Genomic DNA, 26,458 nt, shown 5'->3' with positions numbered 1-26,458 from the left:
CGCGTGGATGCCGTCAAATCCAGATTTGAACGGCTTTCTCGTATGTAGCAAGCTCGCTTTCGGCGAAAAAAATGCCGATTTCCCGTTCCGCGCTCGCAACCGAATCGGAGCCGTGAACGAGATTGTAATTCGTATGTAAGGCAAAGTCCCCCCGAATCGTCCCCGGGGCCGCTTCCAGCCCGTTCGTCTTGCCGATCAGCTGCCTGGCGGCCGATACCGCCTGATCGCCTTCCCATACCATGGCGAACACCGGTCCCGAGGTGATAAACTCGATAAGCCGCGCGTAAAAATCTTTGCCCACGTGCTCCGCGTAATGGCGGGCCGCCAGCTCCGGCGTCACCTGCATCAGCTTGGCTCCGACGAGCTTCAATCCCTTTCTCTCCAAACGTCCGACGATTTCGCCGATGAGTCCTCGCTGCACGCCGTCGGGCTTGACCATCACATATGTCCGTTCCATGACGCTATTTCCCTCCCCGGAATCCGTCTTGAAAAGAGTTTACCATATTTTCAATATTTTCGCTCGGCCGCGAACTTCGCGATATCGGCCAGATTTTTTTTGGCCGGGATGTCCGGAATCGCCTCCAGCGCTTTTAACGCTTTGGCGATAAAGCGATCCGCAAGCCGCTCCGCTTCCCGGATGCCGCCGCTTGCGCGGACGAGCTTCACCGCTTGCTTCGAGTCGGCTTCGTTCTCGCTTTGCCGGATCCGTTCGATTTCCCGAAGCAAGGCCGGGCGGATGTCCGGTTCCTGCAGCGCGTACATGACCGGCAGCGTGATGTTTCCCTGACGCAAATCGCTTCCCGGCGGCTTGCCGATCGTTTTTTCCGTACCGCACAAATCCAGCAAATCGTCCGTAATCTGGTAAGCCATCCCCACCTGGTACCCGAAACGGTACAGCGCGCCGCTCACTTCCTTCGAAGCGCCCGCCGCGATCGCCCCCAACTGGCAGCTGATCGCGATGAGCAGCGCCGTCTTGCGGCGAATGCGGAGCAAGTAGTTGCGGACGGTTTGCTCCGTGTTGAAAAAATCGCGGATTTGCTCCATTTCCCCGATGCACATCTGCACGATCGCCGAAGATAAAATCTGGTGAATCCGCGGGTCGTTCAATTCGCTTGCCACGACGAGCGCCTTGCCGTTAATGTAATCGCCCGTGTACATCGCGATCCGGTTGTCCCATTTCGCTTTGACGGTCGGCTGCCCCCGCCTTGTCTCGGCGTCGTCGATGACATCGTCGTGCACGAGCGACGCCATATGGATCAATTCCAGCGAAGCCGCCACGTATTTCAGCCGGTCTAGCGAATAGTCGCCGAACTTCCCCCCGAGCAGGACGAAAACCGGACGCAGCCGCTTGCCGCCGGCCTTCAGCAGATGCTGGGCCGATTCGTTCAGAAGCGGCATCTCCGAGGCGACGCTTTGGGCGAGCGTGTCTTCGATCGCGTTCAGGTCTTTTCTCATCGCTGCGTACAGCTGCATTAATTTCATAAATTCACCCTTGGTATCGGATACCGGCCGCGTCGGCCGAAACGGATTCGGACCATTCGGACAGCGTCACCGCCTTGTCCATCAGGCCGAGCTCCTTCGCGTAACGAAAATAGAGCTGAAGTCCCGCCCGCTGCGAAGCGGAGAAATCATGGCTCAATCCGTCGAAATAACCTTTCCAGTACGTTTCGTCTCCGCCGATGCGGAGGACGGCCTCTGCGATCAGCTGCTCCGGCCGCCGCGCCGCGAGCTCCTTCGCACGAACGAATTCGCGGTAGATATCGCGAACGGCTTCCGGGTTGGCCGCCGCGGCATCCCGGCGGACCGCCCAAACCGCATACGTCATCCAATGGCCGGTCCGCTCCCGCCACATTTCCCCCAAATCCATGACCTGGTAGCCATGGTTCTGCCACGAGGCGCGGATCGCGTGATCGCCGATGAGCAGCGCGGCGTCCGCCTCTTTCATCATTTCCTCAAGCGAAGGCTCCGCCGTTTCGTATGTCGGTCGGCCTCCGTAAAATTTCTCGACGATGATTTTCAACAAATTTACGGTCGTCGCCGAAGTCGTCGTCAGCGCGATCCTTCCGTTCAGCGCCTGGGCGAGAGGTTTTTTCAGGAACAACAGCAGCGATTGCACCCGGCCCAGGGAACTGACGGACAGATCGGGCAGCAGCCAGTAATCGTCGGCGGACAAGCCGAACGCGAACGAGGAAACGGCGGAAATATCGATCTCGCCCTCGCGCAGCTTCCGGTTCAGCTCCGCCGGCATGGCGCGCACCGTTTCGATTTCGCCATTCAGCCGCGCCGGATCGAAATAATGAAACACCGGCCACACGTTGGCGTAATCGATGCGGCCTACGCGAAGCGGGCGGCGGGCGTTATTCATCGGCCTCTCCCCACCTTTTGAACAGATGGTGCGGAATCCCCATGCCGTCCAGCACCTTGCCCACCATGAACCTGACCGCGTCCTCGAGCGTTTGCGGCCCGTAATAGAACGCCGGCATCGCCGGCACGATCCGCACCCCGAGACGCGCAAGCTTCAGCATGTTTTCCAGATGGATCGCGTGCAAAGGCGTCTCGCGGGGCACCAGGTGAAGCGGCCGCCCTTCCTTGAGCATGACGTCGGCGGCGCGAGCCAGCAAATTGTCCGACGACCCGTGCGCGATCGCCGACAGCGTCCCCATCGAGCACGGCACGACGACCATGCCTTCGACGCGGAACGATCCGCTTGCGATCGAAGCCCCGATATCGGACGGGGGATGGAACGTCAGCCGCGGGTCGCCTTCTTCGACTCCGAGTCCCCGATATAGCGATTCTTTGCGCTTCGTCGCGTTCCAGCCGAGCTCTTCCTTGAGCACCCGCCACCCCGCCTCGGAAATGACGACGTGCAAATGATAGCCCGAAGCGAGAAGCTCGCGGCAAAGCGTCACCGCGTAAATCGCCCCGCTCGCTCCGGTAATTCCGACGACCCAGCGACGCGCGCCTTCCCCGTGTTCGGCCCTTACCATGCGCGCACCACCACGAGATCGACGAAGGTGAAGACGAACATCACCATGCTGAGGACGCTGTTCATCGTAAAGAACGCCTTGTTAAGCTTGCTCAGGTCGTTCGGGCTGACGATGCGGTGCTCGTAGACGAGCAGCGCCCCGGCGACGACGATTCCGGCCAAGTACCACCAGCTCAAATCCGTCAGCGCGATCAGCGCCGCGAAGCCCGCGAACGTCAGGAGATGCAAAAAACGCGCGAACCGCAGCCCGCCGGCGATGCCGAAACGGGCGGGAATGGAGTGGAGCTTTTCCTTGCGGTCGAACTCCATGTCCTGGCAGGCGTAAATGATATCGAATCCCGCCGTCCAGCACGCCACGGACAAATACAGCACGATAGCCGGCAGCGAAATCGTTCCGGTCACCGCCACCCATCCGCCGAGCGGAGCCAGGCCGAGCGTCAAGCCGAGAAATAAATGGCAAGCCCAGGTGAATCGTTTCGTATAGGAATAAAAAACGGTCATGAAGACGGCGATCGGCATAAGCTTGACCGCGAGGCTGTTGAGCTGGGATGCGGCCCAGAACAGCAAGACGAACGAAATGACGATGAAAACGAGGACTTCGGCCGATTTCAGCAAGCCGGCCGGAATCGCCCGATTGGCCGTTCGGGGATTGCGCGCGTCGATCGCTTTGTCGATGACGCGGTTCAGCCCCATGGCGGCCGAACGAGCCCCCACCATCGCGAGCAGTATCCATCCGCATTGGGCCCACGTCGGCAGCGCGCCGTTTTCGGTGACGGCGCCGAGAATCGTTCCGATGTAAGCGAACGGAAGCACGAACAGCGTGTGCTCGATTTTGATCATTTCAAGGAAGATGCGAATTTTGCGGATCATGGATGTTCGTTCCCTTTCGTGCCGATATGAAGCGCCGCGATGCCGAAGGTCAGCGGGTAAACGCGCACGTTGCGCGTGCCGGCTTCGCGGAACATCTCGGCAAGCGCCTGCATATCGGGAAATGTCGCGAGCGACTCGGGCAGCCAACGGTACTGCTCGTAGCGTTTCGCGATCCACTTGCCAAGCAGCGGAAGCAGCTTTTCGAAGTAGAAAAAATAAATGCCTTTGAACGGTTGCTTTTCGGGCTTCGACAGCTCCAGGCAGACGATTTTTCCGCCCGGCTTCACGACCCGCCTCATCTCTTTCAGAACTTGCATGTAATCGGGCACGTTCCGAAGGCCGAAGCCGATCGTCACGTAATCGAACGAATCGTCGGGAAAAGGAAGGGACATCGCGTTGCCCTGGATCAGCTCGATCTGCTTGTCCAGCCCGAGCTTCTTCACTTTCGCCCGCCCGATTTCCAGCATGTTGTTGCTGAAGTCGAGCCCGACGGTGCGGCCGGTGCCGCTCGCTTGCGCCAGCGCGATCGTCCAGTCGCACGTGCCGCAGCACAGGTCGAGCGAGGTCTCGCCGGGCTTCAGCGCGAGTTTGCGCATCGTGAACTTGCGCCACGATTTGTGCCTGCGGAAGCTCAATATATCGTTCATTCTATCGTACTGAGGCGCGATGCTCTCGAATACGGAATGGACATGGTTTTGTTTGGACTCGGCATCCATTCGGTTCACCCCAATTCGGTAGCTGCTGCGGATACGGGCGCCGCCGCCCGGAAAAACGGGGCGACCAGCGGAGCCAATTCCTGCGCGAGTTTGTCGGAAGGCATCCGCGCCAGCAGGCTCTGCAATTGCATCGCCGTTTGATGCAGCATGCCGGAAAGCTTTTCGGATACCGAATATTTGACCATGAGCTGGCGGAGAAGGCCGGCGTCCTCCCGCTTCTCCTCGAGCGCCCGTCTATCCTCGTCGGCGCCTTCCTCCAGCACGTGCCAAAACCCCCAGCTGCCGCTCAGGTCGGTCGGTTTCTCCAGCTTGCCAAGCTCCTGCAGAAGCAGCTCGCAGCGGCTGAACCGGTCCATGATTTCCGGCCACAGCCGTTCGTACAGGCCGGTCATCAGATGGTTAAACGACAAAAACAAGCCGGATTTCAATTCCGCCCCGTGAGTCAAATACTCTTCCGCGTTCAGCTTCATCTGTCTCATCTTCGCGTAGAACCCGATTTTGATCCGGTTCAGCTCGCAAATCGCATCCCCGATCCGGCGAATCATATCGACCTGGCCGGCCTGGGCGAGCAAATGGTAAAAGCGGCCGCTGAAATAATCGCCCGCAAGCACCTTAAGCTGCCTCGCGCGCATAACAAGCAATCCGCCGCGTTCCGCGGCGGATTCGTTCTCCACCAGATCGTGCGTGTCGAGTCCCATCTGCGCGAGCGAGGCGACGATCGCGAGCAGTTCCCTGTGCTGCGCGCTCTCCGCTTGGTACGCAAGCATCGCATGGAGCAAACGGATCCGCGCTTCCGGAAATTCCGGCAGCTCGGTATGGATCTGGATCATATCGTATTCCATATATTTCCCGGCCATTTGTGCCAATCGGTTACGTGTCATCGTTTATGCCTCCGAGCATCCGCAGCAAACCATTCGTTCTCTTAAATTTCATCTATTATAACATACCTGCCGTTCCCCCGCATAACTGCATGGCAGGTTTCATTCATTTGTAATATTTCCAGCCCAGCGTTTTCCATCCGTCGTCCAGGAAAGCCTCAGCTTCTCCGTCCAGGCGGGCGCGCGTTCCCCTGCCGCCTCGCGGTCCAGCCCGGCAAGATCCGAAGCGGTCCAGTCGCCGGCGCGCGAATCGGCGGATACGAGCAGCGTTCGGCCGCGTTCGTCTTCCCGGAAAAACCGGAGCAGCACCTGGCGGACATTCGGCATGCGCTCGAAAGACAAGCCGACGATTTGCCGGACGTCGTTCCACAGCCGCTCCGGCCGATCCGACTCCGGCGAAAGCGTCAAATCGACGGAAAGGATGCCGTTCTCCCAGATGACCCGAGTCAAACGGTTGGCAAACGGAAGCTTGATAAACGCATCCACGATCGTATCGTCCGACATTTTCGAGACGCGAATCGGCGTAAACACGGCCGCGCTTTCCCCGGCGTCCCGGGCCAAAGGCTCCCGCGCCGCGAATTGTCCAAGCGCGACCGCCAAAACGAATCCAAACGCGGCAAGTCCAAGCCACGCTCGCAGAAAGCTCAACGCCATCCCTCCCCTTGCCGCGATGTTGTCCCATTCTCATTGTACATCGCGAAAGGAGAAGCTATGACAGAGAGATCTGTCAAACGTCGGTTTCGACCACTCCGTACTTGGTCATGACCGTCGCTTTGCCGCGAATTTTGATCGCGGACGTATGATCGGTAAATTGCGCGATCAGCACTTCGCCGCGGTCCAGCTTTTCCGTATGATGGAACCGGGTATCCTGGCCTCGGGTAAGGCCGATCACGTTGACGCCGTTTTCCTTGGCTTTGACTACGATGTATTCTCCTTGAGCGGGAACAGACTCCATCTTCCCTTCCCCTCCCTTTTCTTTAGCTATTCTTTATCTTTCTATCATGTCCCATGATGAGGGATGCGTTTCTCTCTGTCAAACAAAAACTGCCTTTCCGCGAAGCCCGCGAAAAAGCAGTTCTGTGTAAGTATGTCATGGTCGGAGTAGCGGGATTTGAACCCACGACCTCACCCACCCCAAGGGTGCGCGCTACCAGTCTGCGCTATACCCCGAAAGAATACGAGAGTGATTATAGCACAGGACATCGGCTTTTCGCAACCCTGAAACCATCACAAAACTAAGCAAAAGCCGAATTTTTATTTGATGCCTTCTTTGAGCGCTTTCCCCGGCTTGAATGCGGGAATTTTTCCTGCCGGAATTTCGATTTCTACGCCGGTCTGCGGATTGCGCCCCTTGCGGGCGGAACGTTCGCGCACCTCAAAATTGCCAAAGCCGACGAGCTGGACCTTGTCTCCCTTTTGGAGCGCTTCCGAGATGACATCGAATACGGCGTCAACCGCTTGGGTTGCATCCTTCTTGGACAGATCGGCCAGTTCGGATACTTTGGCGATCAGTTCGGTTTTGTTCATGCTTTCACCTCCCCGGGCGGATACTGGCCTGTTAACTGTTTATCCGTTTCATCAGAAATTATACACACAACGGCGGCGAAGTTTCAAGCGGGACGCGAAGTTCGGCGTTCGGCGGCGTCGCGCCCCTTGCGCGGATCAGGATTTTCGCCGGGTCAGGTGAATGAAGGTGACGGCAAGCGCCAGCACGAGCACGCCGCCCTTGACGATGTCCGTCGCGTAATATTGCACGTTCAGCATCGTCAGGCCGTTGATCAAAATGCCGGTCAGCACCGCCCCGACGAACGTGCCGATGATATTGGGCCGGCCCGCGCCGAAAACGGAATAACCGACGAACACGGCGGCGACCGCCTCCATCAGCAGCGGGGCTCCGGCGTCGATCTGGCCGCTGCCGACGCGGGAGGCGAACAGGATGCCGCCGATCGCGGCGAACACGCCGGAGGCGACGTATGCCCACATCCGCACGCGTTTCACCTTGAGGCCGGACAGGCGCGCCGCCTCTTCGTTTCCGCCCGTCATGATCAGCTGCCTGCCCCAGCGGGTATATTTGAAAAACAGGTGCGCCGCCGCGACGGCAACGATCATGAGAATGACCGGAAACGGGACGCCGAGCAGCTTGCCTTGCCCGATCCACAAAAACGAGTCGTACATTTTGCCCGGGGCTTTCGAGCCGTCGGTCAGCTGCATGTTGTTGTAAATGGAGTAGCCCTTCGTATACGTCCGGTGAAGACCGCTGATGATGTACATGACCGCGAGCGTCGCAAGCAAATCCGGAATCCGGATTTTGACGATGAGCAGCGAATTGAGCAGACCGACGGCCGCGCCGACGAGCAGCGGAATCACGATGACGAGCACGAGCGGCATTTCGTACCAGATCATGAGCGTGGCGGTGACGACCGTAGAAAGCGACACCGTCGAACCGACGGACAGGTCGAAGCCGTCCACCATAAGCGAAATCGTCACCCCGATGGCGACGAACGTGACGATCGAGATCGACCGGAGAATGTCGGTCAAATTCGAATAGGTGAAGAAATATTGATTGTAAAGCGAGAAAAACAGCAAAATGACGCCGATGAAAATAAGCGCCCCGTATTTGAACGAAAAATCCAGCACCTTGTTTTTCACTTTCATTCCTCCTGGCCGCCGCTGGCATAATAAAGCAAGTCTTCCTGAGTCGCCTCTCCGCGGGCGAATTGTTTCGCGATGCGCCCGTCGCACATGACGAGTATGCGGTCGGCAAGGCCGAGCGCTTCGGCAAATTCGCAGGTCAAGTACAGCACCCCTTTGCCCTGAAGAGCCAAATCGCCGATGATATTGAAAATGTCCCGCTTCGCGCCGACGTCCACCCCTTTCGTCGGCTCGTCCAGCACGAACAGCTCGGCATCGGTTTGAAGCCATTTGCCGATGACGACTTTTTGCTGATTGCCGCCGCTGAGCGTGCCCGTCAATTGGGACGGAGAGCTCGCCTTGATGCCGAGCCGTCCGATAAGGCCGTCGGCATAGTTCCGTTCGACCGCCGGGGAAAGGACGCCCAGACGGCTGATCGTACGCAGCACCGGAAGGCTCAGGTTGCGCAGCACCGACTCTTTCACGAGAATGCCTTCCTTGCGCCGCTCCTCCGGAACGAGAACGATGCCGTCCCGAAAGGCCGCGGCGGGCGAAGACAAGTCCACCGGCTTGCCGTTCATTTCGACGCGGCCTTCGTCGGCCGGATCGGCGCCGAACAGCAGGCGCGACAGTTCCGTCTTTCCGGCCCCGACGAGCCCGACGATCGCGACGATTTCGCCCCTGCGGACGTCGAAGTTCACGCCGCGCACCCTTCGCCCGGCCGCAAGCCCCTTGACCTCGAGCAGCCTTTCGCCGATGGCGGCTTCGCGCTTCGGATATTCCTCTTCGAAGCTTCGGCCGAGCATCGCCCGGATGACGTCGGGAGGCGCAAGCTTGTCCGTCTTCTCGGTGACGATCATCCGGCCGTCCCGCATGACCGAAATGCGGTCGCACATGCGGAACACTTCGGGCAGCCGGTGCGAAATGAAAATGACCGCGATCCCCGCGGACTTGAGCCGGTTCATGATGACGAACAGCCGCTCGGCCTCTTCGATGCTCAGCGGAGCGGTAGGCTCGTCCAAAATGACGACCTTCGCCTCCTCCACCAGCACCCGCGCGATCAGGACGAGCTGCTTCTCGGCGAGGCTGAGCTCGCCGGCCCGCTTGCGCGCGGGAATATCCAGCCCCAGCTGGCGCATCGTGCTCTCGGCAGCGTCGAACATGCCGCTCCATTTGACGAACGCTCCGCCGCGCGAGGAAGCCAGCCTGTCCAGGTAAATGTTTTCGGCCACCGTCATATGGGCAACGAGGGACGTATCGACCTCTTGGTAAACGCAGTGAATGCCCGCCGCTTTCGCATCGGCGGGGGATCCGACCGAAAGCTTCTCTCCGTTCAGCTCGATGCTGCCGTCATCCGCTTCGTACGCGCCGGACAGCACCTTCATCAGCGTGCTTTTGCCCGCGCCGTTCGCGCCGAGCAGCGCGTGAATTTCGCCGCCTTGCACGCTGAAATCGACCGATGCCAGCGCCGGAACGCCGGAAAACGATTTGGAGATGCGTTTCATTTCAAGCCCGCTTCGCTTAGACACTCGTAATTCCCCTCCTTCTCATGGTCCGGACAGCAGGAAACGGCGCGGAAAAATTCCGCGCCGGCTCCGAATGAGCAACTTCTGCAATTATGCGCCTACGGATTGCTCGAGCTGCTTCAGGTAATCCGTGTTCCCGGTTTCGGTTTGGCCCCATTCCGGGATATACTCGGAAAGCTCCGCCGTCGTCACCTGCTTGTCCTTCGGCAGCGCGTCGCGGCTCACGTATACCGGCTCCAGCTCGACGCGGGCATCGGTCGTGTCGCCGTGCAGCTTTTGATACAAGTAGCGGACTTGCACGACGCCGATCGAGCTCGGATCGACCGCCGCGCTGCCGACCCAAGCGCCGTCCTGGTCTTGGATCAGGGCCAGGTCCTCGTCCGTCAGGTCGATGCCGTACAGCTTGATTTCCGTGCGTCCCGCTTGCTTGATCGCCGTAGCCGCGCCCTTGGCGAATTCGTCCCAAGCGGCCCAGACGGCGGTGATGCTGCCTTTTTCCGGATTTTGCTTCAATACCGCTTCCATTTGCGTTTGCGCGTTCAATTGGGCGTTTTCGAATTGGCCGAAGCCGGAAATTTCCTTGATGTCCGGATTGGCGGCCAAAAATTCCGCGTATGCGGACTGACGGCGTTCCATCGGCGCGAAGCCGGCCACCCAAATTTTGACGATGTTGCCCTTGCCGCCCGCGTCCTTGGCGAGCTGTTCCAACGTTTTTTGCGCGAGCAGCTTGTCGTTCTGCGCGACGCTGGTGACGCCTTCGACTTCCAGGCCGGCGTCGAACTCCACGACCGGAATGCCTGCCGCAACCGCCTTCTGCACGCCGGCGCCGAGCGCCTCCGCATTGCCGTGGTCGATCAGGATGCCGTCGAACTTCTGGTTCACCGCGTTGTCCAGGTTGGAAGCCATGACGTTCAGATCGCCGTTTGCGTTGAATACGGTCAATTCGCCGCCGTATTTCGCGACTTGGCTTTTGACGCCGTCGACGTATTGAGCGGAAAACGTGCCTTGCATAAATTGCATGACGAGCGCGATTTTTTTGCCTTTCAGCGCTTCGACGTCGGCGGGCAGCGCTTCGGCCGAGCCGGACGGCGATGCGGATTCGGAAGGCGATGCCGCGGGCGAAGATGCCGAAGGGCTGGCGCCTCCGTTCGAGTTGCCTTGGCTGCCGCAAGCGGTTAGCGCCAGCACGAGCGCCATGGCCAGCGCAATCCATGCGCTATAACGAGTTTTGGTTTTCATTTCGTTTGTTCCTCCCCCAAGAAAGTCCGAGTACTCTAGTTTGCAATAGTTACTATATCCTCTATTACCAACTATGTCAATCGGTTTTATATAAATTATCGAATGACAACTAACAATATCCGATTTTATGAGAATTTTGTCGAAGTTTCAATAGTTTTGTCTAAAATCGCGAATTACGCGGCTATAGGGGCGGCTGCCTTTCGCCCGTGATCGTCACCTTCAACTGCCTTCGCATTTTTCCCGTCCTCGCCACCTTCTTCTCGTGCCCCCTTCAACAGCCGTACTCGCCACCTTCTCCCGTCCCCGCCTTCCTCTCCCCCCGCCCCGTAGATGAGCTCGATACGGCGTTCCCGGCACAGGGCACGCTTTTGCAATACTCTGCTATTAGACCCGCTCGAACCGAAACAACGGCTCTGCTGTCCGCAAGATTCCCGAAATGCCGCCTTCGCAATGCCCCCACTGCCTTGATTTATCCAGCTCAGGGTGCCTACAGTGGATTTTATCCAATCAAAACCGGCTTTTTCGTGAAACGTTTTGTCTACGTTGGATTTCGTCCAATCGGGGGAGCCGATTTCATTCATTTCCGGTCGAAATGGTCGTTTCTCGTTGGATAAAATCCACTGTAGATCGAATATACTTCGTTATTCGCTTCGCCGATTGGACAAAATCCACTATACATGCAATAAACCTAACGCGAAATCCAGTACCGAGTTGGTTTGTCATTATTATTTCCTTTGACCTAATATTTTACATGTCGTTTGGATGGGGAGAGGAAAAACGAGCAACAGGGGAGGAATCGCAGAAAAAATTGCCAAAAAAAGGTTTGGATCCAAATGGTTTCGTTACGGGACTAGAATCTTCACAACCTCACGTTCATTTTTGCCTCTGCCAGGTTGAATCCGAGGGACGGTCTTGGCTTGTTTTCGCTTTTGCCTTCCCCGACTGGTTCGTTCCGTAGGTTTATTCAAGATGGCGACGAACCGCTTCCACGGGTATTGGCTGTAATGACGCAAATAACGAACAAAGTTAAACAGGGTCAACTTGTTCGGCGTTTGCCGATGCACGAGCTGGCACAACAGATAGCTAATGACGCCCAGATACAACTGAGCCCATACGGCATTCGGATCATGGTTGTGAAAGGTGATCGTCGTCAGGTGTTGCTTGATCCACTTAAAAAACAACTCAATTTGCCATCTGCAGCGATAGACTTCCCCTACGTCCGCGGCGCTAAGATCGAAGCGGTTGGTCAGCAGCCTGTAGGTCCGACCCTTCTCGTCCTGGAACTCCACCAAGCGAAACGGCCGATGGGTTTTCGTCTTCTTGTCGTAGATCGTGACGGTTGCATCCCGCAGGATCGGCGTGTCGGCCTTCACAGGGTGCTCCTGCAATACCGTGAACGTGTTGGTCGTTTTAAGTCGGGCCACAAAGGTAATGCCGTCTTTCGCCCATGCACAAAAGCGCGTGTAATTCACGTAGCCCCGGTCCAAAATGTAGGTCAGATCCTTGCGTGTCACGAGCTCATCAACCGCCATCTGATCAGAGACCCCAACCGTGGACAAGACGATCCGGTCCGGAAAGGGATTTTCTTCGTCCAAGCATAGCAGCCGAGTGTGCATCTTCACCCCCTTGGTTCGATCCTGATAAAAGGCCCAATCGCCAAACACAAACGGAAGAAGGAAACTGCTTGAATCGATAGGGGCCAGTTTACCCAAATGACCAACTCCCTTGGCGCCTGGCATCAGTTGTTGCAGTCGGGAGGCTAATCGATTGAAGATGCACTGCAAGTATTCCAAGGGCAGTTTCGCCAGCTTTCGATTCAGCGTCGAGGCATGAACGGAAGACACGCCAGTCAGTTCTTGAAGATAGGGATCGGTAGCCAAATGGAGCTGAATATCTTCCAAGGTCCTTCGCTGTTGAATTTCCCCCTCGATACATAACAGGATGGCCGCGGTGATCGTCAATTTCTTCGCATAGCGATCCGCCAAAGGAAGTTTTCCCATATGGAGCTTAAGTTCTTTTAAACACTTGCGCATAACCGTTTTTTGGTGTATATTGCCCATGGGTTAGTTCTCCTTTGTAGGGAAATGGGCAATTTTGTCTGCTTCCTCTACATTAGGAGACTTTTTTTATTTTGGCTAGCTTCATGTCAGGTTTTTTGCATACGTAGTGGATAAAATCCAACATAGGTTTCAACGCGCAAGTTTCAAGCGGCTTAATGGTTCCTGTCCGGGTTTTCCGCTCCAGCGGCTTTCCATCCTTCGGCCGAGCGGAACCGGCGCGGCAAGCAAACCGTGTAATTTAAATGCGGTGAATCTGGCATAGACCGTTAGGATTACAGCGGCGTTCGTACGGAGGGCGGAGAGGAGTCATTTTGACTCAAGTACGTAAAGCCGGTTGCGGTTGGCGGGGCAAGTTGTGTCACCATGCCTCAACCGGGCCGCGGTGGGCAGGGCTGACTCCCGAAGCGGATGGGGGTGTTGCCGGAGAACGTTCCCGCAGCGCGAGCGGCGCGCGCCTGTGCCCGCAAGCTTGCCCGGGCGCTATCGCACGGTTGAGAATTGAATCAAAAAACCGCGCAAAGGTCTCCCTCCGCGCGGTTCAAAACATCGTATGGGGTTCGGTTTACAGAATAATGGCGATCAGGCCGCCCGAGCCTTCGTTGATGATCCTGCCGAGCGTCTCCTGCAGCTTGTAGCGCGCGTTGTCCGGCATCATCGCGATTTTGCCCTGAATGCCTTCGCGCACGATCGAGTGCAAGGAACGTCCGAACATGTCCGATTCCCATATTTTGATCGGATCCTTTTCGAAATCCTGAATGAGGTAGCGGACCAGCTCCTCGCTCTGCTTCTCGGTGCCGATGATCGGCGCGAATTCGGATTCGACGTCGACGCGGATCATGTGAATCGACGGCGCCGTCGCCTTCAGCCGGACGCCGAAGCGGGAGCCCTGGCGGATAAGCTCTGGCTCGTCGAGCGCCATTTCCGCCAGCGAAGGAGCCGCGATGCCGTAGCCGGTCGTCTTGACCATCTCGAGCGCTTCCGCGAAGCGGTCGTACTCCCGTTTGGCGTGCGCGAAGCTCATCATCAGCTGCAGCAAATGGTCTTTGCCGCGAATTTCGACGCCGACGACCTCCTGCAAAATTTTATCGTACAGCTCGTCGGGGGCGAACAGGTCGATCTCGGCTACCCCTTGGCCCATATTGATGCCGCTGAGCCCCGCCCGGCCGATAAAATCGTATTCCATAAACTGCGAGACGACGCGGTCGACGTCCCTCAGCCGGCGAATGTCCTTGACCGTCTCCCGAACGGAATTTTCGTAGCTGGCGCGCAGCCAGTGCTTCTCGTTCAGCACCATGACCCAGCTCGGCAGGTTGACGTTCACTTCGTGCACCGGGAATTCGTACAGCACTTCCCTCAGCACGCTCATGACCTCTTCCTCGCCCATCGTGGCGGCGCTGAGCGCGATGACCGGAATGTCGTATTTGATCGACAGCTCGCTGCGAAGGGACTGCACTTCCTCGCTGCGCGGCCGGGTCGAGTTGACCACCATGACGAATGGCTTGCCGACTTCCTTGAGCTCCTGGACGACCCGTTCCTCCGCTTCGATATAGGCGCTGCGGGGAATTTCCGCGACCGTTCCGTCGGTCGTCAGGACGACGCCGAGCGTGGAATGCTCCTGGATGACCTTGCGCGTCCCGATTTCGGCCGCTTCCTGAAACGGTATCGCGTCCTCGAACCAGGGCGTCGTAATCATCCGCGGGCCGTTTTCGTCTTCGAAGCCTTTCGCCCCTTCGACGGTATAGCCGACGCAATCCACGAGCCGGACGTTGACCTCCAGCCCTTCCGCCACTTTGATCTGAACGGCATTGTTCGGAACGAATTTCGGTTCCGTCGTCATAATCGTACGGCCCGCCGCGCTTTGCGGAAGCTCGTCGATCGCGCGGACGCGATCCGCTTCGTGCGTAATGTTAGGCAGCACCACGGTTTCCACAAACCGCTTGATGAAGGTCGATTTGCCTGTCCGGACGGCGCCGACGACCCCGAGGTAGATATCTCCGCCCGTGCGTTCGGCGATATCCTTGAAAATGTCCACTTTTTCCACTTCGATTCCCTCCCCTGCTTAATCGCGAAGCCTGCGTGAATCCGTCAGCGCGACGGAACTCGTACACGAACTTGGACTAGTAAAATAGTATGTGGGAAAATTCCGTTTATGACGGCTGAACAAAAAATTCGTGCGCAACGCAAACTCCTTAAGTCGCGCTCGTTCCCCCATGATTGTATGTATTCCGGGCAACGCGTATGTCGCCGTACGCAAAAAAACGCCCTCCGAAAAATCGGAGAGCGGCAAGCTTCGTTTTGCTAGACTTGTTCGCGCGTCGCCTGAGGCGCGCCTTCCACCCATTTGTAGACGGGGGATTTGACCGGGACGTAATAAGAGGCTTCCGCCAGCAAGCGGCGAAGATCGTCGTACGTACCGGGATCGGTTTCCGATTTGGCGGCGGCGGTCGCGATGTCGGCTCCGTAGTCGAGGTACACCGTCCCTTGTTCGTCCGTCAGGAAGGCGAGGCTTTGCCCGGAAAACATGCTGCGAATATCCGGCTCGCCGGTCCCGAGCTTGGCAAAATCCAGCACGTAAAACCCGGGATACAGCTGTTCGCCCAGCGGGACCTCTCCGCCGCGCTTGCTGACGTATTCGTCTACTTTTTTCTGTACGTCCGACGCGCTCTGGTAAACGGTCAAATCGAGCAGCTTGACGGTCGGATCGGTTTCTTCGTCGATAAGGAGAAACTGGTCCTTGCCGCCGTTTTCGAAGGCGACCCGAGGAATGCTTCCCAAATAGTCCATTCGCTGCAGCTTGGCCAAATCCACTTTGTATTTCTCGTAGATCGGCACCGTCTCGTCCGCCGTCACGATCGGCAGCAGGCCGGTCGAAGCCTGATACCGGTCCACCGCGTCCTGCACCGCATTCACCGCTTCGCGGGCCGAAGCGCTGCCGCCAGGCGTGTGGTCGTCCGGATACAAACATCCCCCGAGCGACAGCAGAACAAGGGCTGCCAATCCGCAGGCTGCCGCGCGCCGCAAGAGCCCGATCCGTTTCCCAAACGAAATCCTCATCGTCTTCCCCCTACGTTTCACCACAAATCTTCCTCCGCCTGTTCGGCCAATTTTTTGCGTATGGCCGCCTTGAGCGGATCCTCGGGCACCTGCACGACGGCATCCCGGAGCAGTCTGGCCTGGCAGGCCAAACGCGTTCCCTGCCCTGCAAGCGGTCCCAATTTCCGCAGCTCCGCCGCCGTCGGCTCGCTCAAACCGGACCGGTTCGCTTCGTCGACGGAAACCTTGCACATCAAACAGCCGGCCACGCCGCCGCAGCGGGTCCGAACGTTCGCCCGCGCCTTGCGCGCCGCTTCCAGGACCGTCGTGCCGGCACGGACTTTGACCGATTGGCCGTCGGGCAGAAACACGGCGTTAACGAATTCGCGGCGCGTCATCGGCGCGATCCCCCTTCTCGCCGATTCCGGCCAATCGCCGCGCTTCCTCGGCGACGTCGGAGGCCAACCGGTTGCGTTCGAGCAAACGGCGAAGCCCCGCGAGATGCGCCTCCGGATTCGCGCGGATAAGCCCCGCGACCGTCTCCACCCGATCGTAGCGCTCCCGCAGCAAATTAAAGAGCAGCTCGTGCCCGAGCGGAGCGAGCGCCAGTTCTCCCGCCGCAAGCCGCACCCGATCGCTCATCGGATACAAAATGGCGGCGACTTCCGTATTGTAAACCGAGTTTCTCGAGCCGACGCGAAACGCTCCGACCAGCTCCACCGTCGTTCCCATCAGATCGTAATGGGACAGGACGGAACGGTAGCGGCCCGTCCGATCCTCGGTCGGACGGTCGAGCGCCGCCTCGCTCAGACGGCGATGCAAAACGGGAATATCCTGCGCGTCCGCGTAAATATCCAAATCTCTCGGCGGACGTCCCAATTCCGCCCCGCGCATCGCAAGCGCCGCGCTGCCGCCCACAATCCAGCGTACGCCGCAGTCTCTCGTCAATTCGGCCAACCGTTCCGCGGCGAGTTCCAGATTCGGCGTTAGCAAGGCATTCCCTTCTTTCCGGATGCGAAATTCAAAAATAAGTCCGATTCACCGCCGCGATCGTGCCGGCGCGTTCGATGACGGCCTGGCACCCGAGGCGGTAGCCTTCCTCCAGCTCTTCCGGATCCAAACGGTTCCATTCCGCGTCGTTCGGCTCGGCAAGCAACTCCCGGCCTTCCTTGACGAGACAGCGGCAGCGCGCGCACGTTCCTCGCGAACAATTGAATTGCCAATCGACGCCGAGCTTGACGGCGGCTTCGAGCAGCGTCGAGCCGACCGGCGGCTCGGCCGTTCGGGTGAGGGTTCGTCCGGTTAACGTCAGCATGCCTGACCCTCCAATTCTCAAAAAACATTTTAAATGATGGAAAAGAGTCCGAAAATCATCCCCAGCATCAACACCGCGAAGGAAACAAGGGACAGGACGAAACGGATAATGCCCTTCGTTTTGGCGCGGGCGAACATAATGAGAATGGCCGAGACGATCATCAGGCCGATTCCGACAAACGATACCCACATTTTCGTCATTGGATCCATGTGCGCCGTTCCTTTCCGATTAACCCTACAAAACGGTAAATATTATAACATTTTAACGAGGAAAAATAAAACCGGGCCTTAGCACGAAAAAAGCCAACCGGATCGGAAACCCGACCGGCTGGCCCGTTCATTCGCGGACGATCGTCACTTGAACACTTTCACGCGCTGCTCGAGCGGCTGGAATTCTTTTTCCCCGGGGGCTGCCAGCGGCTTCCCGAACGGCATTTGCGCAATGAGCTTCCAGCTGTCCGGAAGGTTCCACGTCCGTTTCACTTCGTCGTCGATAATCGGGTTGTAGTGCTGCAAAGACGCCCCGAGCCCTTCGGCTTCCAGGCTTGTCCAAACGACAAACTGGTGCATCGCGGAAGCGTGCTCGGACCAAACCGGAAAATTGTCCTTGTACAGGGCAAATTGCTGCTGAAGCTGCCTGACGACCTCCTGGTCCTCGAAAAACAGCACCGTTCCGTGTCCGTTGCGAAAAGAGTCCATCTTTTCCTTCGTCGACTGGAATTTGCTCTCGTCGCCGACGATGCCCCGCAAGACGTTCTCCGTCATGTCCCACAATTTGTCATGCTGCGCCCCGAGCAGCAGCACGATCCGGGTGCTCTGGGAGTTGAATGCCGAAGGCGTATGCTTGACCGCTTCTTCGATCAGCTGATGGATCCGCTCGTCGGAAACGGGCGATTCCTTGCCGATCGCGTAATAGGAGCGCCTCGCCTTGACGGCCGTCAAAAAATCGGCTGCCGTTGCCGTATGGGACATAAGATCCGCTACCTCCTGTCGGTTGAATGACCGTCATCGGCCCGCGATCCGTTCCCGGGCCGATCGATTTCATTTTTCCCGCCGATGCGGGCGCTATTCGGAAAAAAAAGAACCTCGTTCTTCCAAGGAAGAGGAGGTTCCCGCAGCGGCCGGGCGACTACTTTTTCATCATCATTTTCATGAGGCTTTCCAGATTATCCAATTTCATTCCGCTTTTTTTGACGGCGGAAATAATTTCGCGGGTCGTTTCTTCCGAAACCGGCACGCCGGCCATCGCCGAAACCTGCTTGACGAGCTGCCGGATCTGCGCCTCGCTTTGCAGCGTATTCGGCGTTACGTGGCTTGCGATTTTTTTGATCGACGATTCGGAAATCGCTTTGCCGGTTTTTTTGTTGACAGTATTCAAAATATCTTTGGAAATTTTCTTGTCCATCGTTTCCCTCCTCCGGATCTTCTGCAATGTATCCTATGAGGAGAGGAGGAAAACGGTGAGGGCTTGGGGCGCCAGCCTTCTATGCATCCGCTAATTGCGTTGTTCGTCCCCTTCGGATGCCGACAGGGCGGCCGGCTCGATTTCGTGCGTGCGGACCCGGCCCATCAAGGCGCCGACCGCCTCTTCGGGCGCCTTCCCCTCGAACAGCACCTTGTACAGTTCGCGCGTAATCGGCATCTCCACGCCGTAACGCTGCGCCAGCCGGAATGCCGCCTTCGTCGTTCGCACGCCTTCGACGACCATTCCCATGCGCTCCAGCACCTCTTCCAGCCGAAGGCCTTGCGCGAGCATCGAACCGGCCCGCCAATTGCGGCTGTGCTTGCTCGTGCAAGTGACGATCAAATCGCCGACGCCGGCCAGGCCGGCAAACGTGAGCGCCTTTGCGCCCATCGCCTCGCCGAGCCGGCCGATTTCGGCGAGTCCGCGGGTAATGAGCGCCGCCTTGGCGTTGTCGCCGAAGCCGAGTCCGTCGGAAAGCCCCGCCCCGAGCGCGATGATGTTTTTGATGGCGCCGGCCGTCTCCACGCCGACGATATCCGGATTCGTATAGACGCGGAAATAGTTGTCGTTCATGAACAAATCCTGGGCTTGCTCCGCGCGCTCCTTCGAGCGGGAGGCGACGACCACCGTCGTCGGATGGCGCTCGATCACTTCCTCCGCGTGGCTCGGTCCCGACAGCACGACGATTTGTTCCTCCGGACGGCCAAGCTCTTCGGCGATGACGGTCGACATGCGCTTGAGCGTTTCCCCTTCGAAGCCCTTCGTCGCATGGACGACAAGCGCGTCCGGTCGAATATGTAAAGCGGCATCGGCCGCTACCTGGCGCATCGCGGCCGAGGGCGCGACGAACAAAACCGCTTCCGCGTCCTTCAGCGCTATCGCCATGTCCGAGGTTGCCGTCATCGATTCGGGCAGCTGCGCCTCCGGCAAATACTTGCGGTTGCGGTGCGATTCGCGAATTTCGGCGGCTTGCTCCTCGCTCCTCGTCCATAGCGTAACGGAGCGGCCGTTGTCGGCCAGCACGCGGGCCAGCGCCGTCCCCCAACTGCCGGCAACCAGCACGGCAACCGATTTAGGCGCCATGGGGCTCCTCCTTTTTGCTTCCGAGCTTGTTTTCCGTGCCGTTCAGCAGCTTGACGATGTTTTTGCGGTGGCGGAAGATCGCCAGCACCGCCACGATGACCGCCCCCCAGACGACGGACCGGTCGAATCCGCCGATCGCGGCGATGATCGGCAGCAACGCCGCGAACAGCATCGAGCCAAGCGAGACGTAGCGAGTGGCGGCGATCACGGCGATCGCGACCGCTCCCGCGATCAGCGACGGCACGAGGGCGAGCGTCGCCATCGCGCCGATCGTCGTCGCGATTCCTTTGCCGCCTTTGAACTTGAAAAACACGGGCCAATTGTGACCGGCAATGGCGGCCAGGCCGCTCGCGACCGGCAGCCAGCCGTACTCGTCCCCCATCAGCGCGCGGCCGATGAACACGGCGGCGACGCCCTTGGCGATATCGAGAACGAACACCGCGATGCCGGGTCCTTTGCCGAGAACCCGCAGCGTATTGGTGGCGCCGGCATTGCCGCTTCCGTGGTCGCGGATATCGATTTTGCGCAGCCATTTCGCCACGAGAATGCTGAACGAAATCGATCCTAACAAGTAACTGACGACTATCGCTGCGATTACACCCGACACTTCCGTCTCCCCTATTCCTGATCGGACTTGCGGCGAGTGTAGATCCTAAGCGGGGTCCCCTCGAACTCGAATGCAGCCCGAATTTTGTTTTCCAAATACCGCTCGTAAGAAAAATGCATCAATTCCGGATCGTTCACGAACACGAGCAGCGTCGGCGGCTTGACCGACACCTGCGTCGCATAGTTGACGCGAAGGCGGCGGCCCTTGTCGGTCGGCGGCGGCGTTACCGCGACGGCATCCGCGACGATGTCGTTCAAGACGTGCGTCGGAATCCGCATCGCATGCTGTTCGGCGACGCGGTCGATGACCGGAAACAGGCGATGCAAGCGCTGCTTGGTAAGCGCCGACAAAAAGACGATCGGCGCGTAATGCATGAAAAGAAAATGATCGCGCAGCGCGTTCGTGAACTGCTGCATCGTTTTGTCGTCTTTTTCCACCGCGTCCCACTTGTTGACGACGAACACGGAGGCTTTGCCGAGTTCGTGCGCATATCCTGCGATATGCTTGTCCTGCTCGATGATGCCTTCCTCGGCATTGATGACGATAAGCGCGACGTCCGCCCGCTCGATCGCCTTCATCGAGCGCATGACGCTGTATTTCTCCGTCGTTTCGTACACTTTGCCGCGCTTGCGCATGCCGGCGGTGTCGATCAGGACGTACTTCTGGCCGTCCTTCTCGAACGGCGTATCGATCGCGTCCCGGGTCGTTCCCGCCACGTCGCTGACGATGACTCTTTCTTCTCCCAAAATCGCGTTGACGAGCGACGACTTGCCTACGTTCGGCCGTCCGATCAGCGCGACCTTGATGACGTCGTCGTCGTAATGCTCGTCCTCCTTCGCCGGCAGCTTGGACACCGCCGCATCGAGCAAATCGCCGATGCCGATGCCGTGAGCGCCGGATACCGCCACCGGATCTCCGAAGCCTAGCGCGTAAAATTCGTATATATCGTCCATGCGCTGAAAATTGTCCACTTTGTTAACCGCGATCACGACGGGCTTGCCCGATCGAAACAGCATTTGGGCCACATCTTCGTCGGCATTGGTCAGCCCGGACTTGGCATCGACCATAAAGACGATCACGTCGGCTTCTTCGATCGCAAGTTCCGCCTGCATGCGGATCAGCCTCAGCAGGCCGTCTTCGCCGTCGATTTCGATACCGCCCGTATCGATGACGCTGAAAGCGACGCCGTTCCATTCGGCCGTTCCGTATATCCGGTCGCGCGTTACTCCCGGTTTGTCTTCCACTATTGCCAGCCGGTCGCCGATTATCCGGTTGAAAATCGTCGATTTGCCTACGTTCGGCCGACCCACGATGGCGATGACGGGTCTTGCCATTCAAGTTCACTCCTCAAAATTGGTAACCTCGATACACTCAGCCTACATCATAACAAAAATATTTCGCCTTGGCTAACGGTTATTCCGCGCCAAGCCCGTCAATTTCGGTCCACGATAATGATCAAATCCTCATGAAGCTGATGGGCCGCGCAATCGAGCACCTTTTCGAGCAAATTGGCCAGTGTCTGCAGCTTCTCGCGGTCCGGCGTCCAGAAGATCGGAGCGCCTCCCGCCGTTTCCTCCTTCCGCGTCGTGACGATCGCGCTGATTCTAGCCATGCTGCACGCTCCCTTTTCGGCGATTCGCTTCCGTCGGCATCCGGACGGCCGCTTCGAGCAGCGGCACTCCGGTCACGGCCTTCATCGCTTTCTCCGGATCGCGCTCCCTCGGCAAAACGAGGAGCCCGAGCTGGCCCGTCGGCAGCCTGAGCTTCGCGAGCGGCAGCAAAGCCGGATCCCCGTCGTCCCTGTAGACGCCGAGCCGGGTCGACACATCGTGCAAAATCGCCTGCCGCTGTCCCAAATTCGCGAGCGTCACCTTCGCATCGTCCGATTTCGGCGATATGAGAAAGCCGATGCCCTGCTCCGCGATAATCCGGCGATTGTCATTTAGGCCGACGTTCATCATATAGACTTCCCCCACATACAGGTTCGGTCCGTCCAGCTTGATGTCGGCAAGCTCGATGTCGGCGACATCCTTGAGCGTCTTCCCGTTCCGAAACCGGAGCATGAGCGCCAAATAGAGCAAACCGACGATAATGCCGGTCCACCATGCCGCAACGTTTACCGCCAAACTCGTCAAAAAAGCGGCCAAAATCGACAAATAGTTTCTTCCTTCGAACACGACGGCTATGCCTTCGATGTAAGCCGCGCCCCGGGGCACGAGCTCCAGCTCGTCAATCGCCGTCAGCGTGTTCCGCTCCATATTCCGCACTTCCCGGAACTGCTGGGCGGCAAGCGCCAAAAACGTTATCGCGGTATAGTCTTTGTCGAGCAGGGCCGGCACCGCGACCGCTCCCAGCGCGCCGGCAATGAGTCCGAGCGCCGAATGAATGATGCGTCCGTGCGGGTAGGCCGGATATTGGCGGTAATCGCTTCGGAGCATAACAAACCGGGACAACACGCCGAACAAGGTGCCCAAACCGACTCCGAACAACGCGATATTATCGCGGATCCAATGCAACATCAAACCTTTTCTCCTCCTTCGTCCCAACCGTCCGGGTTTTCCCGCCCGCCGAAGCGGTTCGATAAAAACCTTAAAACGAGCGAGAGCGATCTTGCCGCAAAAACGGATAGCCACCACGGGTGAATCCCGACCGATCCGGCCGCGTCCGAATGCTGAAACCACGTTTGCCCGAACAAACCCGACATGGCGAGCGAAGCGGCCAGGCAGCCCAGGAATACCGCCGCAAGCTGCTCGACGGCGGTACCGAGCATCGTCGCGGCGACAATCCCGGCGGCGACGGCCGCAAGCGAAAACGCGTCGAATTTCTCCCCCTTCGACATCGACGCCAAGCTGAAGAGAAACAGCACGGCCGCCGCGATAAACATCGCCGCCGCAAGGCTCATCCACCTCTGATCCGCATCCATCAGGCCAAATAAAGCGAGCGCAAACATGACCGTCCACCCAAACGAGCCGTTCAACGAAAATCCGTCAGGGACCATCCATGCCGCCGCGCAGGCGAACGGCCAGCCGGCCAAATACAGGCCGGCCCAGCGGCCGGGCACCCCTTCCGCCAATTCGTTCCGCCAGCCGCTCCACCATAAAACCGATGCGATGAGCCAGCCGATTCCCGCCGCAAACCAAACAGGCATATGGAAAACTCCTTCCCTGCTTTCCTGCCGTTAGTATGCTCTGAAAATAACGGCGAGCCTTCGCCTTTCGGACCCGAAAGACAAAAAACCGCCCCGAGGCAGTTTCCTGCTTCGGGACGGTTATGGATTGGGGACAACTTCTTATTTGAATTTGCTCAGCTTGTCGCCGAACTTCTCGCCGAGCGTAAAGCTCATGCTTTCCGGAGCCGGGAGGTTCGACTCTTGCTTCGGAGCGCGGGGAGCGCGCTCTTCGCGAGGCGGCGCTTCTTCCGTTTCCTTGATGGAAAGGGAGACGCGTTTCTCGGCAGGGTTGAAGTCCAGCACTTTCGCTTGCACTTCCTGGCCTTCTTTCAGCACTTCGAACGGAGTCGCGATATGGCGGTGCGCGATTTGCGAGATGTGCACGAGGCCTTCGACTCCCGGCGCGATTTCAACGAACGCGCCGAAGCTGACAAGGCGCTTGACGACGCCGGTTACGATGTCGCCGGTGTTGAATTTGCCGGCGGCGCTTTCCCACGGACCCGGTTGGGCGGCCTTGATGCTCAGGCTGATTTTGCCGATCGACGGATCGACTTTAAGCACTTTGACTTTGACCGATTGGCCTTCGGAAACGACGTCGGCCGGATGGGCGACGTGCGTCCAGGCGATCTCGGATACGTGAACGAGGCCGTCGATGCCGCCGATATCCACGAACGCGCCGAACGGCGTCAGGCGTTGAACGGTTCCTTCGATCACTTGGCCCGGTTCGAGGGAAGCCATGATTTGCTGCTTCTTTTCCTCGTATTCCGCTTCCAGAACGTCCTTCTGGGACAAGATGACCTTGTTGTTTTCGCGGTCTAGCTCCTTCACTTTAACGCGAAGGGCGCGGCCTTTGTAGCCGCTGAAATCTTCGACGAAGTGACGCTCGACCATCGAAGCCGGGATGAAGCCGCGAACGCCCACGTCGGCGACAAGGCCGCCCTTGACGACGTCGGCGACCGTCACTTCGAACGCTTCGCCGCTATCGAATTTGGCTTGCAGTTCGTCCCATGCGCGGGCGCTGTCGATTTGGCGTTTGGAGAGGACCAGCTTCTCCTTGTCGTCGTCGATGCTGACGACTTTCGCCTCGACTTCCTGGCCGATTTGCACGGCGTCGGATGCGTTATCCAATTGAACGGAAGACAGTTCCCGCAGCGGAATGACTCCGTCGTATTTATATCCAAGGCTTACGAAAGCTTGGTTATCATCGATTTTAACGACGGTTCCTTTCACGGTATCGCCTTTTTTCAAGGATACGATGTTCTCAAGCGCATCCTGGCTGACCGTTTCGGCGGCCGCCGTTTCCTGGACATTCAGTTCTTCAGACATGAAAATACCTCCTCAGTTCTACCACAGCTTTATTTAAACCCGCAGGTTTGGCGGTGTTTAAATCGATCCCATCTCTAATCTTAAACCAAATGACGGCTGTAAAAAAGGGCGTTCGAAAGATAATCGATATAAGTGCCGGCAAATCGTCTTGCTTGCCCGTTATCGCGGCCGTCCGGTCGAAGCCATTTCGCGGATTCGCGACATCATGTCCTCCGTGGCGGCTTCCATGTCCACGCCCGCTGCCGCCGACGCTTTCAAGTCGATCGGAGTCCCGTAAACGGCGATCATCTTCCGGAACAGGCGATAATTGCCGATGAGGGCGACGGGAACGATTTTCGCGTCGGACCGAAGCGCCATTGTCACGGCTCCCCGCTTGCCCATCCCGATATCTTCGTTGCGGGTTCCTTGCGGGAAAATGGCCATGACGCGGCCGTCCTGCAGCAAATCGATCGCGTTCCGGATCGCTTCCTTGCTCACGCCGCCGCGTTTGACGGGAAATGCGCCCAGCTTGCGAATGAGCCCTCCGAACAGCGGAATTCCGAACAGCTCCGACTTCGCCATAAAATGGATCTGTCTCGGAACCGCGATCCCGAGCGCGATCGGATCCATGACGCTCTTGTGATTGCTCGCCAGAATGACGGGACCTTCGAGCGGAACGTTGCCGATCCCCCGCGCTTCGAAACGGTAAAGCGCCGCGAACAGAACTCGAAGCAACGCCCGACTGAACCGGTATAACATCCTTTACTTCTCCCCCGCGGAAATGGTTCTTGAAGCCTTAAGCCCCCATTCGACGATCTCGTCCACGACTTCCTCGATCGATCGCCCGGTGGAATCTATGTACCTGGCGTCGAGCGCCTGAACGAGCGGAGCGAATTCGCGTTCGCGGTCCATTCGGTCGCGTTCGGAAATTTCATGCTCCAGTTGGTCCAAGGTGACTAGCGGAGCTTCGCCCATCTCGCGGTAACGCCTGAGCGCCCGCTCTCTCGGAGAAGCGGTGAGAAACACTTTAAGCTCTGCGTCGGGCAGCACATGCGTGCCGATATCCCTTCCATCCATGACAACGCCTTTGGATTTGGCCATTTGCCGCTGAAGATCCGCCATTCGAAGCCGGACCGCCTCGATGGCCGAAACCCGCGAAACGTTGCGGTTGACTTCCAGGGAGCGGATTTGCGAGGTGATGTCCTCTCCGTCGGCCAGCACCCGCTGTCCTCCGTCGCCGGGAAGCAGTACGATATCCAAACGCTCCGCGAGCTCCCCGATCCGCTTCGAATCGTCAGGCGAGAGCCCCTGTCGCAAGGCGATAAAGGTAACCGCTCTGTACATGGCTCCGGTGTCCACATAAATATATCGCATCCGGTCGGCGACCAGTCTGGCAACCGTGCTCTTGCCGGCGCCGGCGGGACCGTCTATCGCGATGTTGATGGGAAACGTCGAATGTGGATTCATGGGGTATGAAAGGTCCTCCTACTCAACACAACCGTAAGAAAAAAGCAGCAGGCGCGGCCTGCTTGCATTCGAGAAAATTATACCACACCCCTTTGGCAGATGCAAAAAA

31 protein-coding genes and 1 tRNA gene are annotated in these 26,458 nt (G+C 58.2%); all 32 read right to left on the bottom strand.

The window, feature by feature from the left end:
• Nucleotides 1–13: 13 nt before the first annotated feature.
• Entirely contained in the window at nt 14–457 is a 444-nt protein-coding gene (ndk, locus tag B7E11_RS21445) for a nucleoside-diphosphate kinase (protein WP_080838700.1), read from the bottom strand.
• A 50-nt stretch (nt 458–507) separates the two neighbouring features.
• Nucleotides 508–1,482 (bottom strand): polyprenyl synthetase family protein, encoded by a 975-nt coding sequence (locus B7E11_RS21440; protein WP_080838698.1) that lies wholly within the window; start codon nt 1,480–1,482, stop codon nt 508–510.
• Nucleotides 1,483–1,486: 4 nt separating this feature from the next.
• Nucleotides 1,487–2,365: a menaquinone biosynthesis protein gene (locus tag B7E11_RS21435; protein ID WP_080838697.1), complete on the bottom strand. Its 879-nt coding sequence runs from the start codon at nt 2,363–2,365 to the stop codon at nt 1,487–1,489.
• A complete protein-coding gene (locus B7E11_RS21430) occupies nt 2,358–2,987 on the bottom strand; it encodes a UbiX family flavin prenyltransferase (RefSeq protein ID WP_080838695.1) in 630 nt (209 codons plus the stop codon). The genes B7E11_RS21435 and B7E11_RS21430 overlap by 8 nt, the downstream gene beginning before the upstream one ends.
• The gene (locus tag B7E11_RS21425; RefSeq protein ID WP_080838693.1) at nt 2,981–3,856 is read right to left on the bottom strand and encodes a UbiA-like polyprenyltransferase; all 876 of its coding nucleotides are present in this window, start codon (nt 3,854–3,856) and stop codon (nt 2,981–2,983) included. Before B7E11_RS21425 ends, B7E11_RS21430 begins: the two co-directional genes overlap by 7 nt.
• Complete coding sequence (locus B7E11_RS21420) at nt 3,853–4,572, bottom strand: demethylmenaquinone methyltransferase (protein WP_080838690.1); 720 nt, start codon at nt 4,570–4,572, stop codon at nt 3,853–3,855. Before B7E11_RS21420 ends, B7E11_RS21425 begins: the two co-directional genes overlap by 4 nt.
• 5 nt (nt 4,573–4,577) lie before the next feature.
• Nucleotides 4,578–5,453, bottom strand: coding sequence for a heptaprenyl diphosphate synthase component 1 (locus B7E11_RS21415; RefSeq protein ID WP_080838687.1), 876 nt, complete (start codon nt 5,451–5,453; stop codon nt 4,578–4,580).
• 99 nt (nt 5,454–5,552) lie between these two features.
• On the bottom strand, nt 5,553–6,098 hold the full coding sequence (locus tag B7E11_RS21410) for a hypothetical protein (protein WP_139787274.1): 546 nt from the start codon (nt 6,096–6,098) through the stop codon (nt 5,553–5,555).
• Nucleotides 6,099–6,177: 79 nt separating this feature from the next.
• Nucleotides 6,178–6,405, bottom strand: coding sequence for a trp RNA-binding attenuation protein MtrB (gene mtrB, locus B7E11_RS21405; protein ID WP_080838682.1), 228 nt, complete (start codon nt 6,403–6,405; stop codon nt 6,178–6,180).
• 138 nt (nt 6,406–6,543) lie between these two features.
• A tRNA-Pro gene (locus B7E11_RS21400) sits at nt 6,544–6,620 on the bottom strand.
• Nucleotides 6,621–6,704: 84 nt separating this feature from the next.
• Nucleotides 6,705–6,977, bottom strand: a complete 273-nt coding sequence (locus B7E11_RS21395; RefSeq protein WP_080838679.1) for an HU family DNA-binding protein — start codon at nt 6,975–6,977, stop codon at nt 6,705–6,707.
• Between the two features lie 135 nt (nt 6,978–7,112).
• Nucleotides 7,113–8,099, bottom strand: coding sequence for an ABC transporter permease (locus B7E11_RS21390; RefSeq protein ID WP_176220845.1), 987 nt, complete (start codon nt 8,097–8,099; stop codon nt 7,113–7,115).
• A 2-nt stretch (nt 8,100–8,101) separates the two neighbouring features.
• On the bottom strand, nt 8,102–9,586 hold the full coding sequence (locus B7E11_RS21385) for a sugar ABC transporter ATP-binding protein (RefSeq protein WP_080838672.1): 1,485 nt from the start codon (nt 9,584–9,586) through the stop codon (nt 8,102–8,104).
• 111 nt (nt 9,587–9,697) lie between these two features.
• Nucleotides 9,698–10,846: a sugar ABC transporter substrate-binding protein gene (locus B7E11_RS21380; protein ID WP_080838670.1), complete on the bottom strand. Its 1,149-nt coding sequence runs from the start codon at nt 10,844–10,846 to the stop codon at nt 9,698–9,700.
• 842 nt (nt 10,847–11,688) lie between these two features.
• The gene (locus B7E11_RS21370) at nt 11,689–12,906 is read right to left on the bottom strand and encodes an IS4 family transposase (RefSeq protein ID WP_080838664.1); all 1,218 of its coding nucleotides are present in this window, start codon (nt 12,904–12,906) and stop codon (nt 11,689–11,691) included.
• 562 nt (nt 12,907–13,468) lie between these two features.
• Complete coding sequence (gene spoIVA, locus B7E11_RS21365) at nt 13,469–14,947, bottom strand: stage IV sporulation protein A (protein WP_080838661.1); 1,479 nt, start codon at nt 14,945–14,947, stop codon at nt 13,469–13,471.
• A 257-nt stretch (nt 14,948–15,204) separates the two neighbouring features.
• Nucleotides 15,205–15,960: a DUF3939 domain-containing protein gene (locus B7E11_RS21360; protein ID WP_080838660.1), complete on the bottom strand. Its 756-nt coding sequence runs from the start codon at nt 15,958–15,960 to the stop codon at nt 15,205–15,207.
• Nucleotides 15,961–15,977: 17 nt separating this feature from the next.
• Complete coding sequence (locus tag B7E11_RS21355) at nt 15,978–16,337, bottom strand: 2Fe-2S iron-sulfur cluster-binding protein (RefSeq protein WP_080838658.1); 360 nt, start codon at nt 16,335–16,337, stop codon at nt 15,978–15,980.
• On the bottom strand, nt 16,315–16,932 hold the full coding sequence (locus B7E11_RS21350; protein ID WP_080838654.1) for a nucleotidyltransferase domain-containing protein: 618 nt from the start codon (nt 16,930–16,932) through the stop codon (nt 16,315–16,317). The genes B7E11_RS21355 and B7E11_RS21350 overlap by 23 nt, the downstream gene beginning before the upstream one ends.
• A 28-nt stretch (nt 16,933–16,960) precedes the next feature.
• Entirely contained in the window at nt 16,961–17,254 is a 294-nt protein-coding gene (locus B7E11_RS21345; protein ID WP_080838653.1) for a 2Fe-2S iron-sulfur cluster-binding protein, read from the bottom strand.
• Between the two features lie 29 nt (nt 17,255–17,283).
• Entirely contained in the window at nt 17,284–17,463 is a 180-nt protein-coding gene (locus tag B7E11_RS21340; RefSeq protein WP_080838651.1) for a DUF2768 family protein, read from the bottom strand.
• 144 nt (nt 17,464–17,607) lie between these two features.
• Complete coding sequence (locus tag B7E11_RS21335; RefSeq protein ID WP_080838649.1) at nt 17,608–18,225, bottom strand: nitroreductase family protein; 618 nt, start codon at nt 18,223–18,225, stop codon at nt 17,608–17,610.
• A 157-nt stretch (nt 18,226–18,382) separates the two neighbouring features.
• A complete protein-coding gene (locus B7E11_RS21330; RefSeq protein WP_080838647.1) occupies nt 18,383–18,658 on the bottom strand; it encodes a stage VI sporulation protein F in 276 nt (91 codons plus the stop codon).
• A 90-nt stretch (nt 18,659–18,748) separates the two neighbouring features.
• A complete protein-coding gene (locus B7E11_RS21325) occupies nt 18,749–19,801 on the bottom strand; it encodes an NAD(P)H-dependent glycerol-3-phosphate dehydrogenase (RefSeq protein ID WP_080838646.1) in 1,053 nt (350 codons plus the stop codon).
• Nucleotides 19,791–20,408, bottom strand: a complete 618-nt coding sequence (gene plsY / locus B7E11_RS21320; protein ID WP_080838644.1) for a glycerol-3-phosphate 1-O-acyltransferase PlsY — start codon at nt 20,406–20,408, stop codon at nt 19,791–19,793. The genes B7E11_RS21325 and plsY overlap by 11 nt, the downstream gene beginning before the upstream one ends.
• An 11-nt stretch (nt 20,409–20,419) precedes the next feature.
• Entirely contained in the window at nt 20,420–21,742 is a 1,323-nt protein-coding gene (gene der, locus B7E11_RS21315) for a ribosome biogenesis GTPase Der (protein WP_080838641.1), read from the bottom strand.
• Nucleotides 21,743–21,840: 98 nt separating this feature from the next.
• Nucleotides 21,841–22,020: a capping complex subunit for YIEGIA gene (locus B7E11_RS21310; RefSeq protein ID WP_080838638.1), complete on the bottom strand. Its 180-nt coding sequence runs from the start codon at nt 22,018–22,020 to the stop codon at nt 21,841–21,843.
• Entirely contained in the window at nt 22,013–22,927 is a 915-nt protein-coding gene (locus B7E11_RS21305) for a YIEGIA family protein (RefSeq protein WP_080838635.1), read from the bottom strand. The genes B7E11_RS21310 and B7E11_RS21305 overlap by 8 nt, the downstream gene beginning before the upstream one ends.
• Complete coding sequence (locus B7E11_RS21300; protein ID WP_080838632.1) at nt 22,927–23,556, bottom strand: hypothetical protein; 630 nt, start codon at nt 23,554–23,556, stop codon at nt 22,927–22,929. The genes B7E11_RS21305 and B7E11_RS21300 overlap by 1 nt, the downstream gene beginning before the upstream one ends.
• Before the next feature lie 141 nt (nt 23,557–23,697).
• Nucleotides 23,698–24,903 carry a 30S ribosomal protein S1 gene (rpsA, locus tag B7E11_RS21295; RefSeq protein WP_080838629.1) on the bottom strand — a complete coding sequence of 402 codons (1,206 nt, stop codon included), beginning with the start codon at nt 24,901–24,903 and terminating at the stop codon, nt 23,698–23,700.
• A 159-nt stretch (nt 24,904–25,062) separates the two neighbouring features.
• On the bottom strand, nt 25,063–25,641 hold the full coding sequence (locus tag B7E11_RS21290; protein WP_080838626.1) for a lysophospholipid acyltransferase family protein: 579 nt from the start codon (nt 25,639–25,641) through the stop codon (nt 25,063–25,065).
• Nucleotides 25,642–25,644: 3 nt separating this feature from the next.
• Complete coding sequence (cmk, locus tag B7E11_RS21285; protein ID WP_080838622.1) at nt 25,645–26,349, bottom strand: (d)CMP kinase; 705 nt, start codon at nt 26,347–26,349, stop codon at nt 25,645–25,647.
• Nucleotides 26,350–26,458 lie beyond the last annotated feature (109 nt).

Origin of the sequence: Cohnella massiliensis (assembly GCF_900169535.1) — a bacterium.
Taxonomy (GTDB): Bacteria; Bacillota; Bacilli; order Paenibacillales; family Paenibacillaceae; genus Cohnella; species Cohnella algarum.
This window is presented reverse-complemented; position numbering and strand designations above follow the sequence as displayed.